Source organism: Micromonospora marincola (assembly GCF_056150385.1).
Map to the genome: position 1 here is coordinate 423,074 of NZ_JAXCFT010000004.1, position 20,122 is coordinate 443,195.

The 20,122-nt window shown below is 70.1% G+C and carries 15 protein-coding genes; 2 read left to right on the forward strand and 13 right to left on the reverse strand.

Annotated features, from left to right (window positions below):
- Positions 1 to 6: 6 nt before the first annotated feature.
- Genes SM450_RS13195 through SM450_RS13210 form a run of 4 tightly spaced genes read right to left on the reverse strand, consistent with a single transcriptional unit; the run spans position 7 to position 5,557 of the window.
- Positions 7 to 873, reverse strand: coding sequence for a carbohydrate ABC transporter permease (locus tag SM450_RS13195; RefSeq protein ID WP_474620004.1), 867 nt, complete (start codon positions 871 to 873; stop codon positions 7 to 9).
- 4 nt (positions 874 to 877) lie between these two features.
- The gene (locus SM450_RS13200; RefSeq protein ID WP_474620005.1) at positions 878 to 1,756 is read right to left on the reverse strand and encodes a carbohydrate ABC transporter permease; all 879 of its coding nucleotides are present in this window, start codon (positions 1,754 to 1,756) and stop codon (positions 878 to 880) included.
- 5 nt (positions 1,757 to 1,761) lie between these two features.
- The gene (locus tag SM450_RS13205) at positions 1,762 to 3,126 is read right to left on the reverse strand and encodes an ABC transporter substrate-binding protein (RefSeq protein WP_474620006.1); all 1,365 of its coding nucleotides are present in this window, start codon (positions 3,124 to 3,126) and stop codon (positions 1,762 to 1,764) included.
- Positions 3,127 to 3,160: 34 nt separating this feature from the next.
- Positions 3,161 to 5,557, reverse strand: coding sequence for an RICIN domain-containing protein (locus SM450_RS13210; RefSeq protein WP_474620007.1), 2,397 nt, complete (start codon positions 5,555 to 5,557; stop codon positions 3,161 to 3,163).
- Positions 5,558 to 5,735: 178 nt separating this feature from the next.
- Between SM450_RS13210 and SM450_RS13215 the strand changes: the two genes are divergently transcribed.
- Positions 5,736 to 6,755 (forward strand): LacI family DNA-binding transcriptional regulator, encoded by a 1,020-nt coding sequence (locus tag SM450_RS13215; protein WP_474620008.1) that lies wholly within the window; start codon positions 5,736 to 5,738, stop codon positions 6,753 to 6,755.
- Here SM450_RS13215 and SM450_RS13220 read toward each other — a convergent pair.
- The 4 genes from SM450_RS13220 to SM450_RS13235 form a co-directional block, all read right to left on the reverse strand.
- Positions 6,752 to 8,461: an amylo-alpha-1,6-glucosidase gene (locus SM450_RS13220; RefSeq protein ID WP_474620009.1), complete on the reverse strand. Its 1,710-nt coding sequence runs from the start codon at positions 8,459 to 8,461 to the stop codon at positions 6,752 to 6,754. The two genes, SM450_RS13215 and SM450_RS13220, sit on opposite strands and share 4 nt — an antisense overlap.
- 33 nt (positions 8,462 to 8,494) lie before the next feature.
- Positions 8,495 to 9,256, reverse strand: a complete 762-nt coding sequence (locus SM450_RS13225; protein ID WP_474620074.1) for a carbohydrate ABC transporter permease — start codon at positions 9,254 to 9,256, stop codon at positions 8,495 to 8,497.
- A gap of 62 nt (positions 9,257 to 9,318) precedes the next feature.
- On the reverse strand, positions 9,319 to 10,206 hold the full coding sequence (locus SM450_RS13230; protein WP_474620010.1) for a carbohydrate ABC transporter permease: 888 nt from the start codon (positions 10,204 to 10,206) through the stop codon (positions 9,319 to 9,321).
- A gap of 4 nt (positions 10,207 to 10,210) precedes the next feature.
- Positions 10,211 to 11,458, reverse strand: a complete 1,248-nt coding sequence (locus SM450_RS13235; protein ID WP_474620011.1) for a sugar ABC transporter substrate-binding protein — start codon at positions 11,456 to 11,458, stop codon at positions 10,211 to 10,213.
- Positions 11,459 to 11,677: 219 nt separating this feature from the next.
- Between SM450_RS13235 and SM450_RS13240 the strand changes: the two genes are divergently transcribed.
- Positions 11,678 to 13,450: an RICIN domain-containing protein gene (locus tag SM450_RS13240; RefSeq protein ID WP_474620012.1), complete on the forward strand. Its 1,773-nt coding sequence runs from the start codon at positions 11,678 to 11,680 to the stop codon at positions 13,448 to 13,450.
- Between the two features lie 60 nt (positions 13,451 to 13,510).
- Here SM450_RS13240 and SM450_RS13245 read toward each other — a convergent pair whose 3' ends face one another.
- From SM450_RS13245 to SM450_RS13265, 5 genes are all read right to left on the reverse strand, one after another.
- Positions 13,511 to 14,860, reverse strand: coding sequence for a ricin-type beta-trefoil lectin domain protein (locus SM450_RS13245; RefSeq protein ID WP_474620013.1), 1,350 nt, complete (start codon positions 14,858 to 14,860; stop codon positions 13,511 to 13,513).
- 80 nt (positions 14,861 to 14,940) lie between these two features.
- The gene (locus SM450_RS13250) at positions 14,941 to 16,062 is read right to left on the reverse strand and encodes an RICIN domain-containing protein (protein WP_474620014.1); all 1,122 of its coding nucleotides are present in this window, start codon (positions 16,060 to 16,062) and stop codon (positions 14,941 to 14,943) included.
- An 11-nt stretch (positions 16,063 to 16,073) separates the two neighbouring features.
- Positions 16,074 to 17,855 (reverse strand): family 43 glycosylhydrolase, encoded by a 1,782-nt coding sequence (locus SM450_RS13255; protein WP_474620015.1) that lies wholly within the window; start codon positions 17,853 to 17,855, stop codon positions 16,074 to 16,076.
- A gap of 33 nt (positions 17,856 to 17,888) precedes the next feature.
- A complete protein-coding gene (locus SM450_RS13260) occupies positions 17,889 to 19,409 on the reverse strand; it encodes an arabinofuranosidase catalytic domain-containing protein (RefSeq protein ID WP_474620016.1) in 1,521 nt (506 codons plus the stop codon).
- A gap of 327 nt (positions 19,410 to 19,736) precedes the next feature.
- Positions 19,737 to 20,108: an ArsR/SmtB family transcription factor gene (locus tag SM450_RS13265; RefSeq protein ID WP_474620017.1), complete on the reverse strand. Its 372-nt coding sequence runs from the start codon at positions 20,106 to 20,108 to the stop codon at positions 19,737 to 19,739.
- Between the last annotated feature and the right edge of the window lie 14 nt (positions 20,109 to 20,122).

Consider the following 20,122-nt stretch of genomic DNA (forward strand, 5'->3'; position numbering starts at 1 on the left):
TCGTGGTCAATCCTTGGTGCCGCCCGCCGTCATGCCGGCGACCAGGAACCGTTGGGCGAATCCGAAGACGACGAGCACCGGCAGCACCGAGACGACGGTGGCCAGGGCGAGCGTCGGCAACTGCACCGACTGGGCCCCGGCGGAACTGGGGTTGAACGCCGGCGTGGAGGCGAGCAGCGAGGTCAGGCCGACCTGGATCGGGTAGCCGTCGCTTGCGGGCAGCATGACGAAGGGCAGGAAGAAGTTGTTCCAGCTCTGCACGAAGCTGAAGAACCCGACGAGCGCCACGATCGGGGTGGCGAGCGGCAGCGCGATCCGGGAGAAGACCTGGAACTCGCCGCACCCGTCGATGCGCGCCGCCGCCAGCAGGTCGCGTGGCAGCGCGGTGGAGAAGTAGACGTACGCGAGGTACACGCCGAACGGGAAGAACGACATCGGCAGGATCACCGACAGCGGGCTGCCGATCAGCCCCACCACGTTCAGTTCGAGGAAGATCGGCAGCACCAGCGCGGTGTTCGGGATCAGCATGACGACGAGCGTCAGCACCAGCAGCGGCCGGCGCAGGCGGAACTCGGTGAGCGCCAAGGCGTACCCGGCCGGGATGCTGGCGACCACGGTGATGACGAGCGCGCTCAGCGCGTACAGGGCCGAGTTGGCGACCCAGGTGGTGACCGCGCCGTCCTGGAACCCGAAGAGCTGGTGCCAGTTGTCGCTCAGGTCGCCGACGCTCCCGGGGCGGAACGGGTGGGTCGCGACGAGATCGTGCGCCGACTTGGTGGTCGCCACCAGCAGCCAGGCGATCGGGATGACGAAGAAGAGCACGAAGACCGTGACCACGGCCCCGAGCATCGCCCGGCCGGCGCGTGCCGTCATGGCGTCAGTCCGTTCCGAACAGGCCGCCGCGCACCACGAAGACGGCGGACAGGGCGAGGGCGACGACGAGGAGCAGCAGCGAGATGGCCGCCGCGCCGTTGAAGTCGTTGTGCTGGAAGGCGTACTGGTAGGCCAGTTGGTTGAGCGAGTAGTCGTTCGGCACGACCGCGTTGCTCGCCTGCGAGAGCAGTTGCGGCTCGACGAAGAGCTGGGTGCCGGCGGCGAGCGACATGATGCCCATGTACGAGATCCATTTACGCAGCAGCGGGAGCTGGACGTGCCAGGCGATCTGGACGGCGTTCGCCCCGTCGATGCGGGCGGCCTCGATCACCTCCGCGCCGATGGTGTTCAAGGCGCCGTACATGATGACGACCCACCCGCCCGCGCCGGTCCAGAACGCGATGATGGCGAAGATCGCGGGCAGGTTCCCCGGCACGATGACCTGCACGAAACTGTGGAAGCCGAACAGGCGCAGCAGGCCGCTGACGGGGCTCGCGGTGGGATCGAGCACGAACAGCCAGAGCAGCACGCTCGATGCGCCGGCCACCGCTCCCGGCAGATAGAAGACGAGCCGGAGGTAACGGCTGAGCCACCGCACCCGGACGGCGTGGACGACGACGGCCAGGAACGATACGAGCACGACCAGCGCGGCGAGCCAGATCGCCAGGTAGAGCGCGACGTGGGCGACGGCCGGCCCGAACCGGAAGTCACCGAGCACCCGGGTGAAGTTGTCCACCCCGGCGAAGCCGCCGGCTCCGGTGGTGAACGCCAGCCAGAGGGCGTAGAGGGCGGGCAGCACGCCGAACGCCAGGGCCAGCGCCGCGTACGCCGCGACGAAGCCGTAGCTCAGCGCGCCGCGCCCTCTCGTTCCGCCGGCCGCCATCGGCGTCACTTGACCGTGTAGCCGTTGACCTGGGCCTGGTTCCTGATCGCCTGCTCCCACTCGGGGAGCAGGTCGGCCACGCGCCGGCCGCTCGCGATCGCCGGGGTGACCGCCTTGGCCCAGACCGCCTCCTGGCTGAAGACGCCGGAGCCCCAGCCGTTCCAGATGCTCGCCCCGGCCTCGGTGACCGGCCGGAGGTCGGTGGCGTAGTAGCCGCTCGCCTCCTGCTTCTTGATCCACTTCTCGGCGGCCGGCGCGTACGCCGGATAACCGGGGGCGAGCGCCACCTGGTAGTCGTCGGCGGTCGTGACGAACTCGACGAACCCCGCCGCCGCCTTCAGGTTGCGGGAGTGGCTGCTGACGAACCAGGTGCCGCCGCCGACGTTGCCGGTGACCGGCGCCTCTCCCCGCCAGGGCAGCGGGGCCGCGACGCCGAGCTGGCCGGCGGGCACGTCGAGGGACTGCGGGTTGTGGAAGATGGCCCCGGCATACCAGGCCGGGCCGGGCATCATCAGCACCTTGTTCGTGTACGTCTTGACGAACTCGGGCGTGAAGACGCTGATGTTGGGCGCGGTGCGGTTGCGGACCAGGGTGTCGACGAGCGTCGCGGCGCGCCGGCACTCCGTGCTGTCCGTGCGCACCGTCACCGTGCGGGGGCCGGTGATGCCGTTGGCCTGGCACCTGCTTCCCCAGAAGTAGATCTCGGGGGTCCACGGGTCACCGACCGTGCCCACCAGATAGCCGGGGTGCTCGCGTGCCACCCGCTCGCCCAGCGCCTGGTAGTCCTCCCACGTGGCGGGCAGGGTGTAGCCGAAGTCGTCGAGCAGCTTCCGGTTGTACCAGAGCACCACCTGGGCGAGGTCGTTGCGCAGGCAGTACACCTTTCCGTCCACCGTGCACGGGTCCAGCGCGCCCTTGGTGAACCCGTCGAGCACGCCGGTGGAGACCAGCCCGCGGTCGAGCACGGCCGCGAACGCCTGCCTGCCGTTGCTCTGCTGGCTGGCCCACGCCGCGTCGTTGTTCTGGGTCGAGAACACGACGTCGGGCCAGCCGCTGTCCGCCCGGTCGAAGAGCTGCGCCTTGGTGCGGAACGAGTTGGAGCCGTTGGCCGACCCGTCGTACGTCTCCACCTTGAGCGCGACGTCGGGATGGGCCTTCTTGAACGCGTCGACCGCCTTGGACCGGTCGGCGTCCACCCAGACCGTGATGGTGGCCTTGTCGTCCTGTTTGACCTGGGGGAAGCCGTAGGCGCCGGGGGAGGACTCTTCGTTGCCACAACCGGTGAGCGCCAGCACGCCGGCGAGCATCCCCGCGACGCCTGCGGCGAGCAGCGGTCGACGGGCGGCGATGACGCGCGGAACGTCTGTCATGTCGGTGGTCCTTCCCCGATCGATGCCGGCCGGGTCAGCCGCGCAGGGTCCACTGCTGGTTGGCGCCGCCGTTGCAGGTCCAGAGGATCAGTTTGGTGCCGTTTGCGGTGCCGGCGGCGTTGGCGTCGAGGCAGAGGCCGGATTGTTGGCCGGTGATGGTGCCGTTGGAGTTGACGTTCCACTGTTGGTTGGCCTGGCCGTTGCAGTCCCAGATGATGACCGCGGTGCCGTTGCTGGTGCCCTGGCCGTTGGCGTCGAGGCACTTGGTGCCGTACACCTGGAGTTGCCGGCCGGAGGTGACGGTGAAGCGTTGGCCGGTGGCGCTGCCGCAGTCCCAGAGCTGGACCTGGGTGCCGTTCGTGGTGCTGCCGTTGGGCACGTCCACGCACCGGCCGGACTGCCCGCCGACGATCTGCCGGGCGCTGCCGGTGGGCGGCGGGGTGGTGGGGCCACCGGTGCCCTGCGGGCCGGCGGAGTTCATCACGGTCTGCGCGCCGGACGGCCAACTGCCGTTGGAGACCGTCGTGTTGCCGTAGACGACGTTGCCCCGGTCGCCGTTCGTGACGTTGGTGCTGCCGTTCGTCGACCAGTTGTTGGTGACCGTCCAGTTGCCCATGTTCTCGCCGCCCCAGTAGTTGGCGGTGGCCCAGGTGCCGGTGTTGGAGAACACGTTGTTGGTGACGGTGTAGTACTTCGAGCCCTCGTCGAAGTAGACGCCGAAGTAGCCGTTGGTGCGCAGGCAGTAGTTCTCACGTATCAGCGCGTTCGGGTCCCACCCGAGGGTGTAGATGCACCCGCCGTCGTTCATCTGCTGCATCACGTCGTGGACGTAGTTGCCGACCACCCGGTTGTTGGACGCGGTCGTCGGCGTGCTGTAGCGCGGCTGGTAGTTGTAGAGGCCACGGTTGGCGTACTCGTTGTTGCCGCCGGCGTCGTTCGATCCCCAGCCGTATCCGATCGTGATGCCCGAGTAGGGCAGGTTGTAGATCTCGTTGTGGCTGATCGTGGCGTTTGTGACGTAGGTGGGCAGCACGGAGCTGATGCCGCGGTAGTCGAGGCCGAGGTCGTGGATCCGGTTGTTGCTGACGGTGATGTCCCGGTTGGTCATCCGGGTGTCGCTCGGGTGGTGCGCGTCGGCGCGCACGCCGCCGATGACGAAGCCGCCGGCGGCGTTCCGGGCGATCTCGGAGCGGGTGACGGTGATGGTGCTGGCGCCCAGCCCGACGCCGGTGCCGTGCGCGTTGGCGTCGTTGCCGATGCCGACGGCCGTCTGCCCCAGGTTGACGAACTGGGAGTCGCTGAACGTGATGGTGTTGGCGGCCGAGACCTGCACCGCGGCGGGCATCTGGGACCAGTTCGGCCGGGCCGCCTCGAACTGCTGGCAGCCGGAGGTGCAGGAGCCGAACCCGGGCCACGACCAGTTGCCGGCGATGTACGAGCCGGTCTGCTGGTCGACCCAGCCCTGGTTGCTGCTGGGGCCCAGCCAGCTCGTGCCGGTGAAGGTGATGCCGCTGAACGCGATGTGGTGGGCCGGGCTGGCGTAGCTGCCGCCGACCTGGACCAGGGACTGCACCACCGGGAACTCGACGTCCACGTTCGCCATGTTCTGGCCCGAGCGCGGGATGTAGTAGAGCGTGCCGGTGCCGGTGTTGACGTACCACTCGCCCGGGGAGTCGAGGAACTCGTACGCGTTCGCCAGGTAGAACGGGCCGGCCCGGAACGGGTTCATCAGGGTGTCGTAGCCGAAGTTGTTGTTGTTCCACGCCGGCTGCGCCATGGTGAGCATGCCGCCGCTGATGCTCTGCACCGGTGAGTAGCGGTCGGTGAACGAGTTGACGCCCTCGACCTCGACCCGGTTGGCGTTGGCGACGTTGTTCAGATAGTTGAGGTTGCCGTTGGTGATCCGCAACCCGCTGGCCGAGGCGCTGAAGTCCGACCGGTTCACCTGCGTACGGGCCCGGGTGGCGACCTGGCCGTCGACGTAGAGCTGCCGGGTGTCCTGCCCGGCGCCGACGGTGGCCTTCCAGATGTTGCGGCCGGAGTCGGCGACGGACCAGCCGGTCACCTGCTTCGCCCCGCTGATCGCCGGGTGCGCGCCGGAGGCGGCCTGCCAGCGCACGGTGTGGCCGTTCGTCCCGGAGTCGGCCGCGCCGAACGTCAGCGGCGAGGTCACCCGGTAGACGCCGTCGGCGAGCTGCACCACGATGTCGTCGGACATGCCGCCGGTCATCGTGCGCACCGTGGCCTGGGCCGCGGACAACGAGCAGGGTTGTGCCGCGGAGCAGGCGCTGCCGGTGCCGCCGGGGGCCGCGTACAGCGTGGTGACGGCGGCCGACGCGGACGAGGCGAAGGCCGCCACCGCGATGCCGGCGGCCACCGTCGCCAACGCGAGACCGGCCACGGCGGACCGTCGCAGGGCGGATGGGTTCACGGGGACCTCCCCGATCGAGGGGACATAGGTATGACGTCTGATGTTAAGCGCCGATGTCGAACCGGTCAATATAGAGACACGTCTATAATGTGTGGGCCCGCGCGTTGACAGGCGTCACCGCCACACCTAGGGTCGGCCCACCAGGTGAACCGATTCGACGACCGTTGCCGGGAGCGGGATGAACATCGGTGAGATCGCCCGGCGGGCCGGGGTGTCCCGCAGCACGGTGTCGTACGTGCTGAGCGGCAAGCGACCGGTCTCGGCGGCCACCCGGCAGCGCATCCAGGCCGTCATCGACGAGCTTGACTACCGCCCCAACGCCAGCGCGCGCGCCCTCAAGGAGGGCCGGACCCGCACCCTCGGCCTGGTCATCCCGCCCGCGAGCCAGCGCCTCACCGACATGCAGCTCGGTTTCGTCGCAAGCGTGGTCGAGGCCGCCGCCCGGGCCGACCTCGACGTGCTGCTGTCGCCCTCCGGCGGCGACCACGACCGGTCGTTCGAGCGGATCGTCACCGGCCGCCGGGTCGACGGGGTGGTCCTGATGGAGATCCGGTTGACCGACGAGCGGGTGACCCGGCTGGAACAGACCGGCCTGCCGTTCGTGACCATCGGCCGCACCGCCCAGCCGCACGGGATGAGCTGGGTGGACGTGGACTACGACGGACTCATCGCCAGTTGCGTGCACCACCTGGCGGACCTGGGGCACCGCACCGTCGCCCTGGTCAACCGGTCGGCCGAACTCGTCGCCGCGGGCTACGGCCCGGGCAGCCGGGCGCTCACCGGCTTCACCACGGCGACGAGGGAACGCGGCCTGGTCGGCATCGACGTCTGCTGCGGCGACGACGTCACCGCCGGCGAGGCGTGCGTCGAGGAACTGCTGGCGAGCCACCCCGACATCACCGCCGTGGCCACCGTCAACGAGGCGGCCCTGCCCGGCATGCAGCGGGCGCTGGAGACCGCCGGGCTCGTGGTGCCGCGCGACTTCTCCCTCACCGGGGTCGCCGCGCGGCACTGGGCGGAGAACTTCCGCCCGCCGCTCACCGCGGCGGACGTGCCGATCGTCGACATGGGCGCGGCGGCCGTGTCGCTCCTGCTGGAGCGGATCGCCGCGCCCGAAACCGCGCCCCGGCACCGGCTCTACCGCCCGCCGATCTCGCTGCGCGCCAGCACCGGCCCGGTGCCCCGGACCATCGGCTAACCGCCGGCCCGCCGCCGTCGGTCGTCGCCGGCCAGCAGGAGATAGCCGCTCGCGGTCCAGGTGTACGCGCGGTCCCGTAGCCCCGCGCCGGTCTTGGCGTCGAAGTTCTCGGCGAAGCCGGACCGTTCGCACAGCACCCGGAACCGCCGGCTGATCTCGTCCGCGAGCGCGGTGTGCCCGGCCCGGCGCAACCCGTCCTCGATCAGCACCGTGGCCGGGGCCCAGATCGGGCCGCGCCAGTAGCCGTCGGCGGCGTGATGCGGCGAGTCGAGCGGCTCGGTGGCCAGCCCGTGCTCGGTGAGGTGGGTCTCGACGCGGCGGGCGAGGGTGGCGGCGACGCCTGCCGGAAGGGCCTCGCCGAGCACGATCGGCATCAGGTCGAGCAGGCTGGTGCCGGACCTGCCGCTCCCGGCCCGCGCGCCCCGCGACGTGAACCGCTCGCCGGTCCACAGCTCACCCAGCAGCGCCTCGCGCACCTCGTCGGCGACGCCCGCCCACCGCGCCGCCTCATCAGGGCGCGCCAACTCGTCGGCCAGGCCCGCGAGGCACCCCAACTGGATCACCAGGAAGGCGGCGAGGTCCGGGGCCTCGATCACCCGGTCGTCGTCGAACGTGGTGGCGTTGTCCCAGCCGCTGTCGTTGCCGTGCTGGTAGTGCGGCAGGAGCCGGCCGGGCGCCCGCCTGTGGTCCAACCAGAACGTGGTCCACCGGGCCAGCCGCTCGTAGACCTCGACCAGGTCGTCGCGCGACGCCGGCCGGCCCGACCGCTGACGCAGCCGCCGCAACGCCCAGCCGTGGATCGGCGGCTTGACGAAGTTGTGCAGGATCTCCGAGTGCGTCACCGAGTCGGGCAGCGCGCCGGCGTCGTCCATGTGGTCGAACGGCAGGTGGAACTGGTGCCAGGCGAGGTCGGCGTCCCCGCCCGCGAGGGCCAGCGCGTTGAAGCAGTGGTCCCAGCTCCACACCTTGTTCATCCAGTGCTTCGACATCAGGACGGCGGGCCTGGTGACGAAGCCGGCCGCCCCCACGGTGGCCGACCACAGCACGTACCCGGCAAGCTCGGCGGCCGGGGTCTCCGCGTCGCGCCACGGCGCGACCACCTCCACGAACGCCGCGAAGTCGGCGTGGCCGGCGGCGACCAGGTCGTCGAAGTCCACGGTGGCCGCGTACGGCCGGCGGGCGGTCGCGTACTCCTCGATCGCGACCTCCCACGGCCGGTCCGCGGGCAGGACCAGGCCCCGGGCGGCGGTGCCGAGGGCCTGCGCGCCGACCGTCTCGGCGGCGCCGGCGAGCACCGTGACCCGGTAGCGGCGGCCGGTCTCGTACGAGGTGAACACGGCCGAGGAGTCCGTCGGGTCGTCGTAGAGGTAGGTCCCGCTGAACGGGGTGAGGGTGGCCGCGGCGGCGGTGATCCGCAGCCCGGCCCCCCGCCCGCGCAGCCGGAGCGTGTCCGGGCCCGCGTAGGTCAGCTCGACCCGGCCGGCCCGGTCGTGCCAGCTCAGCAGCGCCGGCCGGGCCGTCACCGTGGCGTCGGCAGGTGCGCTGAACCGCAGCACCGGGTGCATGCCGTTGCGGTGCGAGACGAGGTGCAGGTCGTCGGCGTAGGTGTTCTCGGCGACCACGGGGGAGACGCTCAGCCAGGACCCGCGGTGGCTGAACGGAATCTCCCGGACGGAGAACGCCGGACCGGAGGGGGCAACGGTCATCTGCGCTGGCTGCCTTTCTGGGGTGCGGATGGCTCAGTCCTTGACGGCGCCCGCGGTCACGCCCGCGGCGACGTATCGCTGGGCCACGATCAGCAGGACGGTGGCGGGGACGGAGGCGATCACGGCGGTGGCCATGATGGCGTTCCACTGCTGGTTGTTGTTGCCGATGTAGCGGTAGATGCCGAGCGTGATCGGCCGGGCGGCGCCCCCGGCGTCGAGCGTGGACGCGAAGAGGAAGTCCGACCAGGCCCAGAGGAAGGCGAACAGCGACACGGTGATGACCGAGCCCCGGCTCAGCGGCAGCACCACCGACCAGAACGTCCGCCACCGGCCGGCGCCGTCCACCACCGCGGCGTGCAGCACCTCGTCCGGGATGCCGGACATGAACGCCGTGAAGATCAAGACCCCGAAGGGTACGGCGATTGTGGAGTCGGCGAGCACCAGACCGGCGGCCGAGTTGAGCACCCCGAGGCGGAGATAGATGGCGTAGAACCCCATCGCCATGATGATCCCGGGGATCATCTGCGCGATCAGCAGCACGAAGCTGAGCACGCCGCCGCCGGCCGGGCGCAGCTTGGCCAGGGCGTATCCGGCCGGCGCGGTGAGGGCCACGGTCAGCGCCACGGTGCCGAGCCCGACGAGCAGGCTGGTGCCGAGGTACGGCAACTGCTCCCGCAGCACCACCCGGTAACCCTCGACGGTGCCGTCGACGGGGAACAGGTGCGGCGGGTCGGCCCGCAGGTCGCCGTCGCGGGTGAACGAGACGTTGACCATCCAGTAGACCGGGAACAACATCAGCGCGGTGAACACCACCCCGAGGCCGGTCCGCCACCAGGCGGTACGCGCGGGTCTTCTGGTCACCACCGCTGCCTCCGCTGCGCTCGGGCGTAACTCAGCGCGAAGATGAGGGCGACGACGATCAGCAGGTTGCCGACGGCCGCGCCCGGCCCGAACTCCGGCAGCAGGCTGCCGAACCCGAGCCGGTAGGACCAGGTGGCGAACGTGGTGGACGAGTCGACCGGCCCACCCCTGGTCATGATCCAGATGAGGTCGAAGACCTTCAGCGTGTAGATCAGCCCGAGCAGCAGCGTGATCGCCGACACCTGCCGCAGCAACGGGAACGTGATCCGCCAGAACCGTTGCCACCCACTCGCCCCGTCCAGCGCCGCGGCCTCGTACACCTCCTCCGGGACGGCCTGGAGGCCGCTGTAGAGGACGACCAGGTTGAACGGGATGCCGATCCAGATGTTCGCGATGATCACCGAGACCAGCGACCAACGCGGCGACGTCAGCCAGTTGACCGGGTCGAGGCCCACCGCGCCGAGCGCCGCGTTCACCACGCCGGCGTCGCTGTTGAGCATCCACGACCAGGTCGAGGCCGAGACGATCAGCGGCAGCAGCCAGGGTACGAGGAACAGCGCCCGCAGCGTCGCCGAGAGCGGGAAGTGCCTGTGGAAGAAGACCGCGAGCGCCAGCCCGAGGGCGAACTGGAACAGCAGCGACACCGCCGTGAAGACCGCGGTGTGGACGAGCGCCGGCCCGAAGGTCGGATGGTTCACCACGTCCCGGTAGTTGTCCAGCCCGGCGAACGGGGCGTCGCCGGAGACGAACGAGCGGACCGTGTACCGCCGCAGGCTCAACTCGACGTTCCGGTAGAGCGGATAGGCGTAGAAGGCCAGCAGGTAGAGGGTGACCGGGGCGAGGAACGCCCACGCCGTCCACCGGTCGGTGCGGTTTCGGCTCATGGATCTACTTCGCGGCGGCCACGCTCTGGGCGGCGGACAGGGCCGCCTGCGGCGTCTTCGAGCCGCTGAGCGCGCCCTGCACGGCGGTCCACATCTGTTCGGAGATCTTCGGGTACCGCGTGCCGAGGTTGTCGCCGGTGCGTCCCTTGGCGGCGTTCACCGCGTCGACCCACACCTTCAGCTCCGGGTCGGCGGCGACCTGCTTCTCCTGCACCGCCGCCACGGGCGCGACGTACGACAGCGTGGTGTCGGTGGTCAGCAGGTTCTCCGGGTTGGTCAGGCAGGTCACCAGCTTCTGCGAGACCTCGTACCGGTCGGTGTCGCGCTGCACCGGGATGGAGACGAACTCACCGCCGGTCGGGGCCGGGGCGGTGCCGCCGGCACTCGCCGGCACCGGGATGATCCCGTACTCGAAGCCGAGCTTCTCGGCGTTGGCCCGCTGCCAGGTGCCGTTCTCGGCGAACGCGTAGTCACCGCCGGCGAACTCCTGCCAACTGGTGGTCTGGGTGTTGTTGATGACGGAGTTCGGCGCGTACCCCCGGGTCAGCCAGTCCTTCCACAGCGCCAGCGCGGAGACGGCCGGCGGCGAGTCGAGCGCGGTCAGCCGGGCGCCCGAGCCCCAGAACCAGGGCAGGAACTGGAAGCTGCCCTCCTCGGTGCCGATCGCCGAGAACGTGATGCCCTTCTTGCCGGCGCCCTTCACCTTGGCCAGCGCGGCGGTGAGCGACGGCCAGTCCCGGACCGACGCGACGTCCACCCCGGCCTTGCCCAGCAGGTCCTTGTTGTACCAGAGGGCGAGCGTGTTCGCCCCGATCGGGACGCCGTACGTCTTGCCGTCGAGCTGGCCGGCGCCGAGCAGGTTGGGCGCCGAGGCCGAGGTGTCGAGCTTCGTCTCGTCCGCCGAGGTCAGCGCGCCGGCCTGGGCGAGCGTCGAGATGACCGGGTTGTCGATGATCAGCACGTCGGGGGAGTTGCCCTGCTGGGCCGCGAGCAGCGCCTTGTTTGTCAGGTCCGTGGTGTCGTAGCCGGTGCGTCGCACCGTCACGCCCGCGGAGCTGCCACAGCCGCTGAGCAGCTTCTCCCAGTCGGACCCGCCGGCGAACTGCGGGTACGGGTCCCAGACGGTGTACGCGGCGCCGCCGGCCCCGCCTTCCGGGGTGTCGTTCGCGGAGCAGCCGGTGACGGCGCCGGCGACCGTGAGGGCGGTCAGGGCGGCGCCGGCCACGCCCCGCCGCCAGGCGGATGTCGTCATGGTGTGGCCCCTCTCGGGCAGCGAAGCAGCGAATCGGTTCGACCGAAGATAAGCCGATCGATGTACCCGGTCAAGGCTCTCGATCTTCTATTGGCGAAACTGATTCGTTACGGGCTGGTCATGGCGTTGACATCCATGTGTATCGACGCCTAGGCTGCCCGGCGAATCGATTCGCTAGGACGTCCTCCGCAGCCCCACCACACTGCCGAAGGAGTCGCAGTGAACATCCCCCACGTCCGGGCGCACCGGATCCGCGGCCTCGCCGCCCGGATCGCCGCCGGCACCCTCATCGTCGCCTGCTCACTAACGGTCGGCGCGTCCCCGGCGCAGGCCGCCGACGAGTCGCTCACCGTCAACTTCTCCGCCTCCCTGGGTACGCCGACGTACCGAGGATCGGGGTGGATCTACGGGATGACCGAGAACGGCCAGAACCCGCCGGACAGCTACTTCCGGGACGTGAAGTTCCGGGCCATGCGCGCCGGCGGCGCGCAGCTACCCGGCCAGGGCTGGGTCGGCGGCGGCTACGACCGACGGTGGAACGCCACGGTCGCCCAGGCGCGACGCACCGCCGCCCTCGGCGGCACGTTCGTGCTGCTCGACCACGACCTGTGGGGCGCCGACGGCGCCTCGATCAGCCGCTTCCCCGGCGACAACGGTGACTGGAGCGACTACGACCGCTTCCTGGACCGGCTCTTCTCCGACGTGCGCTCGGCCGGGATCACCGTGCAGTGGGACATCTGGAACGAGCCGAACATCAGCCTGTTCTGGAACCGGCCCCAGTCGCAGTACTTCGAACTGTGGCGGCGCACCTACCAGCGGATCCGGTCGGCCTTCCCGGGCATGCTCATCGTCGGGCCGAGCTGCGCCTGCGTGCCGTCCACGAGCGGCTGGTGGACCCAGTACCTGGACTACGTCAAGGCCAACAACGTGGTGCCGGACATCTTCAGCTGGCACTCGCTGCCGGGCGACCCGGTGTCGAACGTGGCCACCGCCAACCAGACGCTCGACTCCCGGGGCATCGCCCACCCGCGACCGCACCAGATCAACGAGTACGGCGCGTCGAACCAGCAGAACCCGGCCGGCGGGGCGTGGTACCTGGCCCGGCTGGAACGCGCCGGCGCGGACGGGCTGCGGGCCAACTGGGCCGGTGGCCAGAACCTGCACAACGACCTGGCCAGCCTGCTCACCCACAACTCCAGCGGGCAGTACCAGCCCAAGGGCGAATGGTGGGCCTACCAGTACTACGGCTCGATGACCGGCCAGATCGCCTCGGTCACCCCGAGCGCCTCCTACGACGCGTTCGCCACCCGGGACACCGGCTCGGCGAAGATCCTCATCGGCGGCAACACCACCACCGGCAACGTCGCGGTGAACATCCAGCGCCTGGACGCGACAAGCGGCATCGTGGTCAACAACCAGGTCCGGGTGGTGGTGCAGAACATCCCGTACAACAACGGCGGCGCGGTGTCCGGGCCGGTCACGGTGCGGGACAGCGTGGTGACGCTGTCGAACAACGGCACCACCGTCAACGTGTCGCACTCGGCCATCAGCGACACGTCCACCGTCACCCTGCTGCCGCCCGGTGGCGGCGGGCCGACGAACCAGAACGTCCAGATCGTCGGCGGCCAGTCCGGCCGGTGCGTGGACGTGCCGGGCTCCACCACCACGAACGGCAGCCAGATCCAGCTCTGGGACTGCCACGGCAACGCCAACCAGCGCTTCAGCTACACCTCGGGCAAGCAGCTCACGGTGTACGGCAACAAGTGCCTGGACGCCTCCGGCCAGGGCACCGCGAACGGCACCCCGGTGGTCATCTGGGACTGCAACGGCCAGGCCAACCAGCAGTGGAACCTGAACGCCGACGGCACCATCACCGGCGTGCAGTCCAACCTGTGCCTTGATGCCAGCGCGTTCGGCACCACAAACGGCACCAAAATCCAGCTCTGGCAGTGCCTGAACGGCGCCAACCAGAAGTGGACCCTCCGAAGCTGAGATGCAAGGCGGGGCCCCTTCTTAACGCCTGCGGTATAGGAAGGGGCCCCGCTTAACACCTCAGCGCCAGCTCCACCGCTGGTTGGCGCCGCCGTTGCAGGACCACAGGATGAGCCTCGTGCCGTTCGCGGTGCCGGCGGCGTTGGCGTCCAGGCAGAGCCCGGACTGCACACCTGTGATGGTGCCGTTCGCGTTGACGTTCCACTGCTGGTTGGCCTGGCCGTTGCAGGTCCACACGATCACGGCCGTGCCGTTGCTGGTGCCCGCCCCGTTCGCGTCCAGGCACAGGTTGCCGGCCAGTTGCAACTGCCGGCTGGAGCTGGCGGTCCAGAGCTGCCCGGACTGCCCGGCGCAGTCCTGCAACTGCACCTGCGTACCGGAGGTCTGGGTCGGCGCGGTCACGCAGCGGCCGGACTGCTCGCCGCCGAGCTGCCGCCCGGTCGTGGGCGGCGGGCTGGTCGGCGGGGTGGTCGGCGGGTTCGTCGGGGTGGTGCCGTCGAACTGCGTGAAGAACCGCCACACCACCGCCTGCGTCCAGGACCGCTCGCCGGGCGCGAACGGGTCGGCGGTGCCGTCCACGGCGTTCGGGGCGTGCGGCCCGTCGAAGGCGCCCCACGCGACCGGGTAACCCGCCCGGCAGCCGGAGTAGTAGGTGACGACGTGGGTAAGGCTGCCCTGTGCCGGCTCCGGCGGGTTCTGCGGGGTGCAGCCGTTGTTGCGGACGAACTGGTCGCGCAGCGAGCGGCCCGCCGAAATCGGCAGCGTGCCGTCACGCAGACCGTGAATTCCGAGGTACGCGATGGGCTGGGTGCCGCCGTTGCACCCGCTGAGGTTCGCGCCCGAGTAGACCGCTACCGCGCGGAAGACGTTCGCCCGGGCGCAGGCGATGGCGTAGCTCATGCCGCCGCCGTAGCTGAAGCCCATCGCGTACAACTGGGTGGTGTCCACGCACAGTCCCGCCTCGAACGTGCGGACCATGTCGTCGACGAACGTCAGGTCCTGGCCGTTCGGGTTGGCCCAGCCGTTGCCGTTGCCCTGCGGCGCGACGAAGATCGCGCTGTTGTTCGACAGCGCCCGGACCCCGTAGTAGGACCACGGATATCCGCTGGTCCCGCCCGAGTCGACGTCGTTCGCGGTGCCGCCGTTCCAGTGGAAGCCGAAGATCAGCCGGTACGGGCGGTTGTTGTCGTAGTTGTCGGGGATCCGCAGGATGTACGAACGGTTCTGGCCGCCACTGGAGATGGTGTGCGAGCCGCTCGTCAACGCCGGCGCCTTGCCGCAGCCGGCGGTCGCCGCCAGCGGGCCGACGCCGGCGGAAGCCTGGCCGGCGGCGAGCGCGGCGCCGCCCATGGCGAGGACGAGCCCCGCCACTCCCGCGACGACGCCGATGATGAGCCGAGGTCTCGGCATGGCGTCCTCCTTCCTTCGAGAGGGTTAAGCGGGGCCCCTTCCTATACCGGAGGCGTTAAGAAGGGGCCCCGCCTTGCATCTCAGCTTCGGGGGGTCCACTGCTGGTTGGTGCCGCCGTGGCAGTCCCAAAGGTTGATCTTCGTGCCGTTGGCGGTGCCGTAGCCGGCCGCGTCCAGGCAGCGCCCGGACTGCACGCCGGTGATGGTGCCGTTGGCGTTGACGTTCCACTGCTGGTTGGCCTGGCCGTTGCAGTCCCAGATGATCACGCTGGTGCCGTTCGCGGTCCCTCGACCGTTCGCGTCGAGGCACTTGTTGCCCAACACCTGCAACTGCTTGGCGGAGGTGTACGTCCAGCGCTGCGGGGTGCCGCCCCAACAGTCGTACAACTGCACCTGGGTCCCGTTCGTGGTGCTGCCGTTCGGCACGTCCAGGCAGCGGCCCGAGCCGCCGCCCACCAACTGCACGTTCTGGTATGTGCCCCCGCTGCTACCCGGGGTGCCGATGCTGCCCTCCACCGACCGCAGTGCGGCATACCAGACGGCGGCCATCTTGTCGTAGCCCCCGGCGGTCGGGTGGATGCCGTCGATCAGGTCGGCGGTGCTCAGCGCCGAGTGCTGGTCGACCAGGTGGACCCGCTTGCCGGCGTTCACCTTGGACTGCACGATGCCGGGGATGGCGGCGTTGAAGGTGCGTACCGCCGACTCCTGGCCGGAGTTGGCGAGCGGGATGATCTGCGCCACGAACACGTCGGCGTTCGGCGCCGTCGCGGTGATGTGGTCGATCAGGGTGGAGAGCCGGTTCGGCGCGCCTGACACGTTGTAGTTCTGGAGGATGTCGTTGGTGCCGATGTGCAGCAGCACGGTGCGCGGCTGGTAGGTGTTCAGCCAGCCGGTGATGTTGGCGTCGATCTGGTCGATCCGCCAGCCCGGGTGGCCCTCGTGGTCGTGGTCGCCGAGGTTGCCCGGCCCGTTGAACTGGGAGCCGACGAAGTCGATCCGGTAGCCGCCGGAGGCGAGCCGCTGCCACAGCCCGATCCGGGAGCCGCCGGGGACCTGGGTGCCCTCGGTGATCGAGTCACCGAGCGGCATCACCCGCACCCCGCCGTTGGACTCGGCGCCGGCCGGGCCGGCCGGGGTGAGCACCCCGGCGACGGCCATGGCCAACGCGGCGACTGCGGCGAGCCACCCTGTCCTTGTGCGCATGAGTGTTCCTCTCAGGGGCTGGTGCAGGTCAGGGACGGGTTCGACGCCGAGCCGTTGGCCAGGAAGCCGAATGTGGTGGTGCCGCCGGCCGGCACCGAGCCGTTGTAGGACACGTTGCGCACGGTCGCCGTGGAGCCGCTTGTGCTCAGCGTGCCGCCCCAGATCTGGCTGATGCTCTGGCCTCCCGCCAGGTTCCAGCCCACCGTCCAGCCGTTGATCGCCGAGGCGCCGGCCGTGACTGTCACCTCGCCCTGGAAGCCACCGGACCACGTGCTCGTGGTGCGGTAGGTCGCGGCGCAGGCGCCGCTGGTCGGGGGCGGGGTGGTCGGCGGCGCGGTGGTGGGCGGCGGGGTCGTGGGGGGCGGGGTCGTCGGCGGTGCGGTGGTCGGCGGTGCGGTGGTCGGCGGGGTGCTGGTGCCGGAGCTGAACCGCCAGTGGTCGATGTTGAACAGCGAGCCGCTGCCGCCGGTGAACCGCAGGTAGAGGTCGTGGGTGCCGGTGGCGCCGCTGACCCCGCAGGTCGTGTCGGCCCAGGTCTGCCACCCGCCGGTGCCGGACACGCGGCAGCTTCCGACGAGCGGGCCGCTGGTGCTGTCCAGGCGCAACTCGATGGTGCCGCCGCTACCGGCCGAGGCCACCCGGGCGGTGTACGAGGTCGCTCCGGTGCCGAAGGCCACGCCCTTGACCTTGATGTAGTCCCCGTTGTCGATGAAGCCGACGTTCATGCCGCCGCCGCTTGCCGCCTCGGTCTCGATCCCCTGCCCCCAGGCGATCGTCTCGGCCTCCTGCCGGACGTACGGGTTCAACGTCCCGACCTGCGGGGCGCCCGCGTTGGTCATGGACATCGTCGGGATCGAGCCGTCCGATCCGTAGGAGAACTTCTCCACCGCCACCGACCTGGTGAAACCACCGCCGCCGGGCAACGCGCCGTTGTGGTAGAAGAAGTAGGAACCGCCCTTGAAGTCGACGATCCCGGGGTGGTTGGTGAAGCTGCTGCCCTGGGTGGGCATCACCGTCCCGCGGTAGGTCCACGGCCCGGTCGGGCCGGGCGCCGTCGAGTAGCCGATGAACTCCGAGCAGCACTTGGCGGCGAACACGTTGTAGTAGATGTTGTTGCGCTTGTAGACCCAGGGCCCCTCCTCGTACAGGGTGGGTCGGTTCGCGTCCCCGGTGCGGGTCCCGAAGCCCGCGGTGGTCAGCGGGATCTGCGTCGCGCTGCCCGAGTACGAGATCATGTCCGAGTTCAGCTTCACGTACCACAGCTTCGGGTTGCCCCAGTAGAGGTACGCCTGGCCGTCGTCGTCGATGAACACGGTGGGGTCGATCTCGCCGTTGCTCACGAGTGGACGCCCGATCGCGTCCCGGAACGGCCCGGTCGGGCTGTCCGCTACCGCCACGCCGATGCCCATCTGGCCGGTCGCCCGCACGACCATGGGTACGTACCAGTAGAACTTGCCGTTGCGGTAGATCGCCTGGCCGGCCCAGGCGTCCTGCTTGGCCCAGCTGAAGGTGGCGAGGTTGAGCGGCGAGCCGTGGTCGGTCCAGTTGACCATGTCGTCGGACGACCAGACCCGCCATTCCTTCATGGTGAACCAGGTCGAGTTGTCCTCGTCATGGCCGGTGTAGAGGTAGACCCGGCCGTTGTAGACGAGCGGCGCCGGGTCGGCCGTGTAGATGTGCTGCACGATCGGGTTGTCCGCCCGGGCGATCGCCGGGAAGAGCCCGATCACGACGAGCAGGCTGGCGATCACGGCGAGTCCGCGCCGGGCCGGCCTTCTTGAGAGCGCTAACATCACGGTCCTTTCGGGGGTGGTGTGCGGGTGGTCTCAGCGGTAGCCGGCGGCCACGACGTTGGCCTGGACGGCGTTCTCGGTCGCGTCGGAGGGATAACCGGCCACCATGGCCCCCTCGTAGAAGGTGCCGGCGCTGAGGTTGGCGCCACCGCCGGGCTTGCAGCAGTCGCCGCCGCTGCCCAGGATGATCGCGCCCTGCTTCTTCATCGGGCTGTAACCGTTGGGCAGCGACCCGTCATAGAGGGTGTAGAGGCTGCCGGACTGGGCGTTGCTGCCCTTGATGGCGAACCGGCTGGTGCCGTTGTTCTTCAGCGTGGCGGTGACGAACTTGCTGGTGAAGGCGCGCTGGTTCGGGTTCCAGGACGAGCTGCCGCCGGGGAAGAGACCCCATTCCAGGTCGGCCTGCACCCAGGGGCCGCTGCCGGAGCAGCCGCCGAACCAGCAACTGGTGCTGAAGTTGATCGCGTCCATCGCTCCCGCGGCGTCGGCCTTGCGGGTGGTCTCGCTGTTGCCGTAGTCGAAGCAGCAGCCGCTGTTGACGTGGGTGCCGCTGGTGACCATGTACATGCCCTCGGGCGCGCTGCCGGTCGGGATGCCGGTCAGGTGGCCGTCGCGCCAGTAGCTGTTGTTCGGATTGATGTAGAGCGAGTACGCCTTGGCGCCGCCGACGGTCAACGACTCGCTCGTGGCGGTGGCCGGCCGGCTCGACGACGAGCCGGGGACCTGCGCCGAACCCTGGTACCACAGGTCGTTGCCGCGTCCCGACTGGTCGTAGACCACCGTGATCACGCAGGTCGTGCCGCCGCAGAACGAGTCCTGGCCGGCGGCGTCGGCGTAGCCACCGGCGCTCAGCACCCCGATGTTGCGGGTGGCGTTGTCCGAGGAGCGGCGGACCTGGTAGAGGTTGCCGCCGTACGCCGCGAGCAGCGCCCGGGTGGTGCTGTGCGCGGCCACGCACGGCGTCCCGCCGGCGGCGTAGATGTCGCACGGCCGGCCGCCGGCCGGTGGCGGCGAGGTGGGCGGCGGGGACGTCGGCGTCGTCGACGTGGTCCACCGCTGGTTGGCGCCGCCGTTGCAGGTCCAGAGGATCAGTTTGGTGCCGTTTGCGGTGCCGGCGGCGTTGGCGTCGAGGCAGAGGCCGGATTGTTGGCCGGTGATGGTGCCGTTGGAGTTGACGTTCCACTGTTGGTTGGCCTGGCCGTTGCAGTCCCAGATGATGACCGCGGTGCCGTTGCTGGTGCCCTGGCCGTTGGCGTCGAGGCACTTGGTGCCGTACACCTGGAACTGGCGGGCCGACGTGTACGTCCAGTTCTGCGCGCTGACGCCGGTGCAGTCGTAGAGCTGGACCTGGGTGCCGTTCGTGGTGCTGCCGTTCGGCACGTCGACGCAGCGGCCGGACTGCGCGCCCACGACGGCGCCCGGTCCGGGGGCGGCGACGGCCATGCGCGCCTGTGTCGCCATGGCGGTGCCGCCGGCTGCCAGCACGAGGGCCAGGGCCGAGACCAGCAGGCGTAGGCGTCTGTGCCGGACGGTTCGGGGACGGGAGATGGGCATGACGGCTCCTCGGATACGCAGGCTCCAGGGCCGTCCGTACCGGCGTGGAGCCTCACGGGTGGTGATGGCCGTCGATGAAAGGCTGACGCGCGCAGGATGAACCCACCGCCGGCGCCCGGTTCCGGCGCGAGGCCCGCACGCATGACGATGCCGGAGGTGCCGGTGGTGGCAAGCCGGACATCGATGTTAGCGCGAACATCGACGCGAATAATTAGAACACATCGGCGGGCCGGACGCGCCGGGGCGCATCGGCAGACTCCCGTGGGCCGACGGGTTCGAAGGGGGCGAGGCGCTACGCGCTGGACTGGCGCGGCGGGGTGAGCGCGCTCAGCGGGCGCGCTTCGTCGCCCGCTTGCGCGGCGGGGTCAGCAGGTCGGCGATGGCGGCGATCGAGGCCGGCACCACCCGGTAGTAGGCCCAGACGCCGCGCTTCTCCCGTTCGAGCAGCCCGGCCTCGGTGAGGATCCGCAGGTGATGACTCACCGTCGGCTGGGACAGCCCGAGCGGGGCGGTCAGGTCGCTCACCGACGCCTCGCCCTGCGGCGCGGACTGGATCAGACTGATCAGCCGCAACCGAGCCGGATCGGCGAACGCCTTCAGCACCCCCGCGAGGCGCTCGGCGTCGGCACGCTTGATCGGCTCACCGGTCAGCGGCGAGATGGACGGCATGGCAGTTTTCGCAGTTCCCACGCCATCCATAGTCGCACCAACGC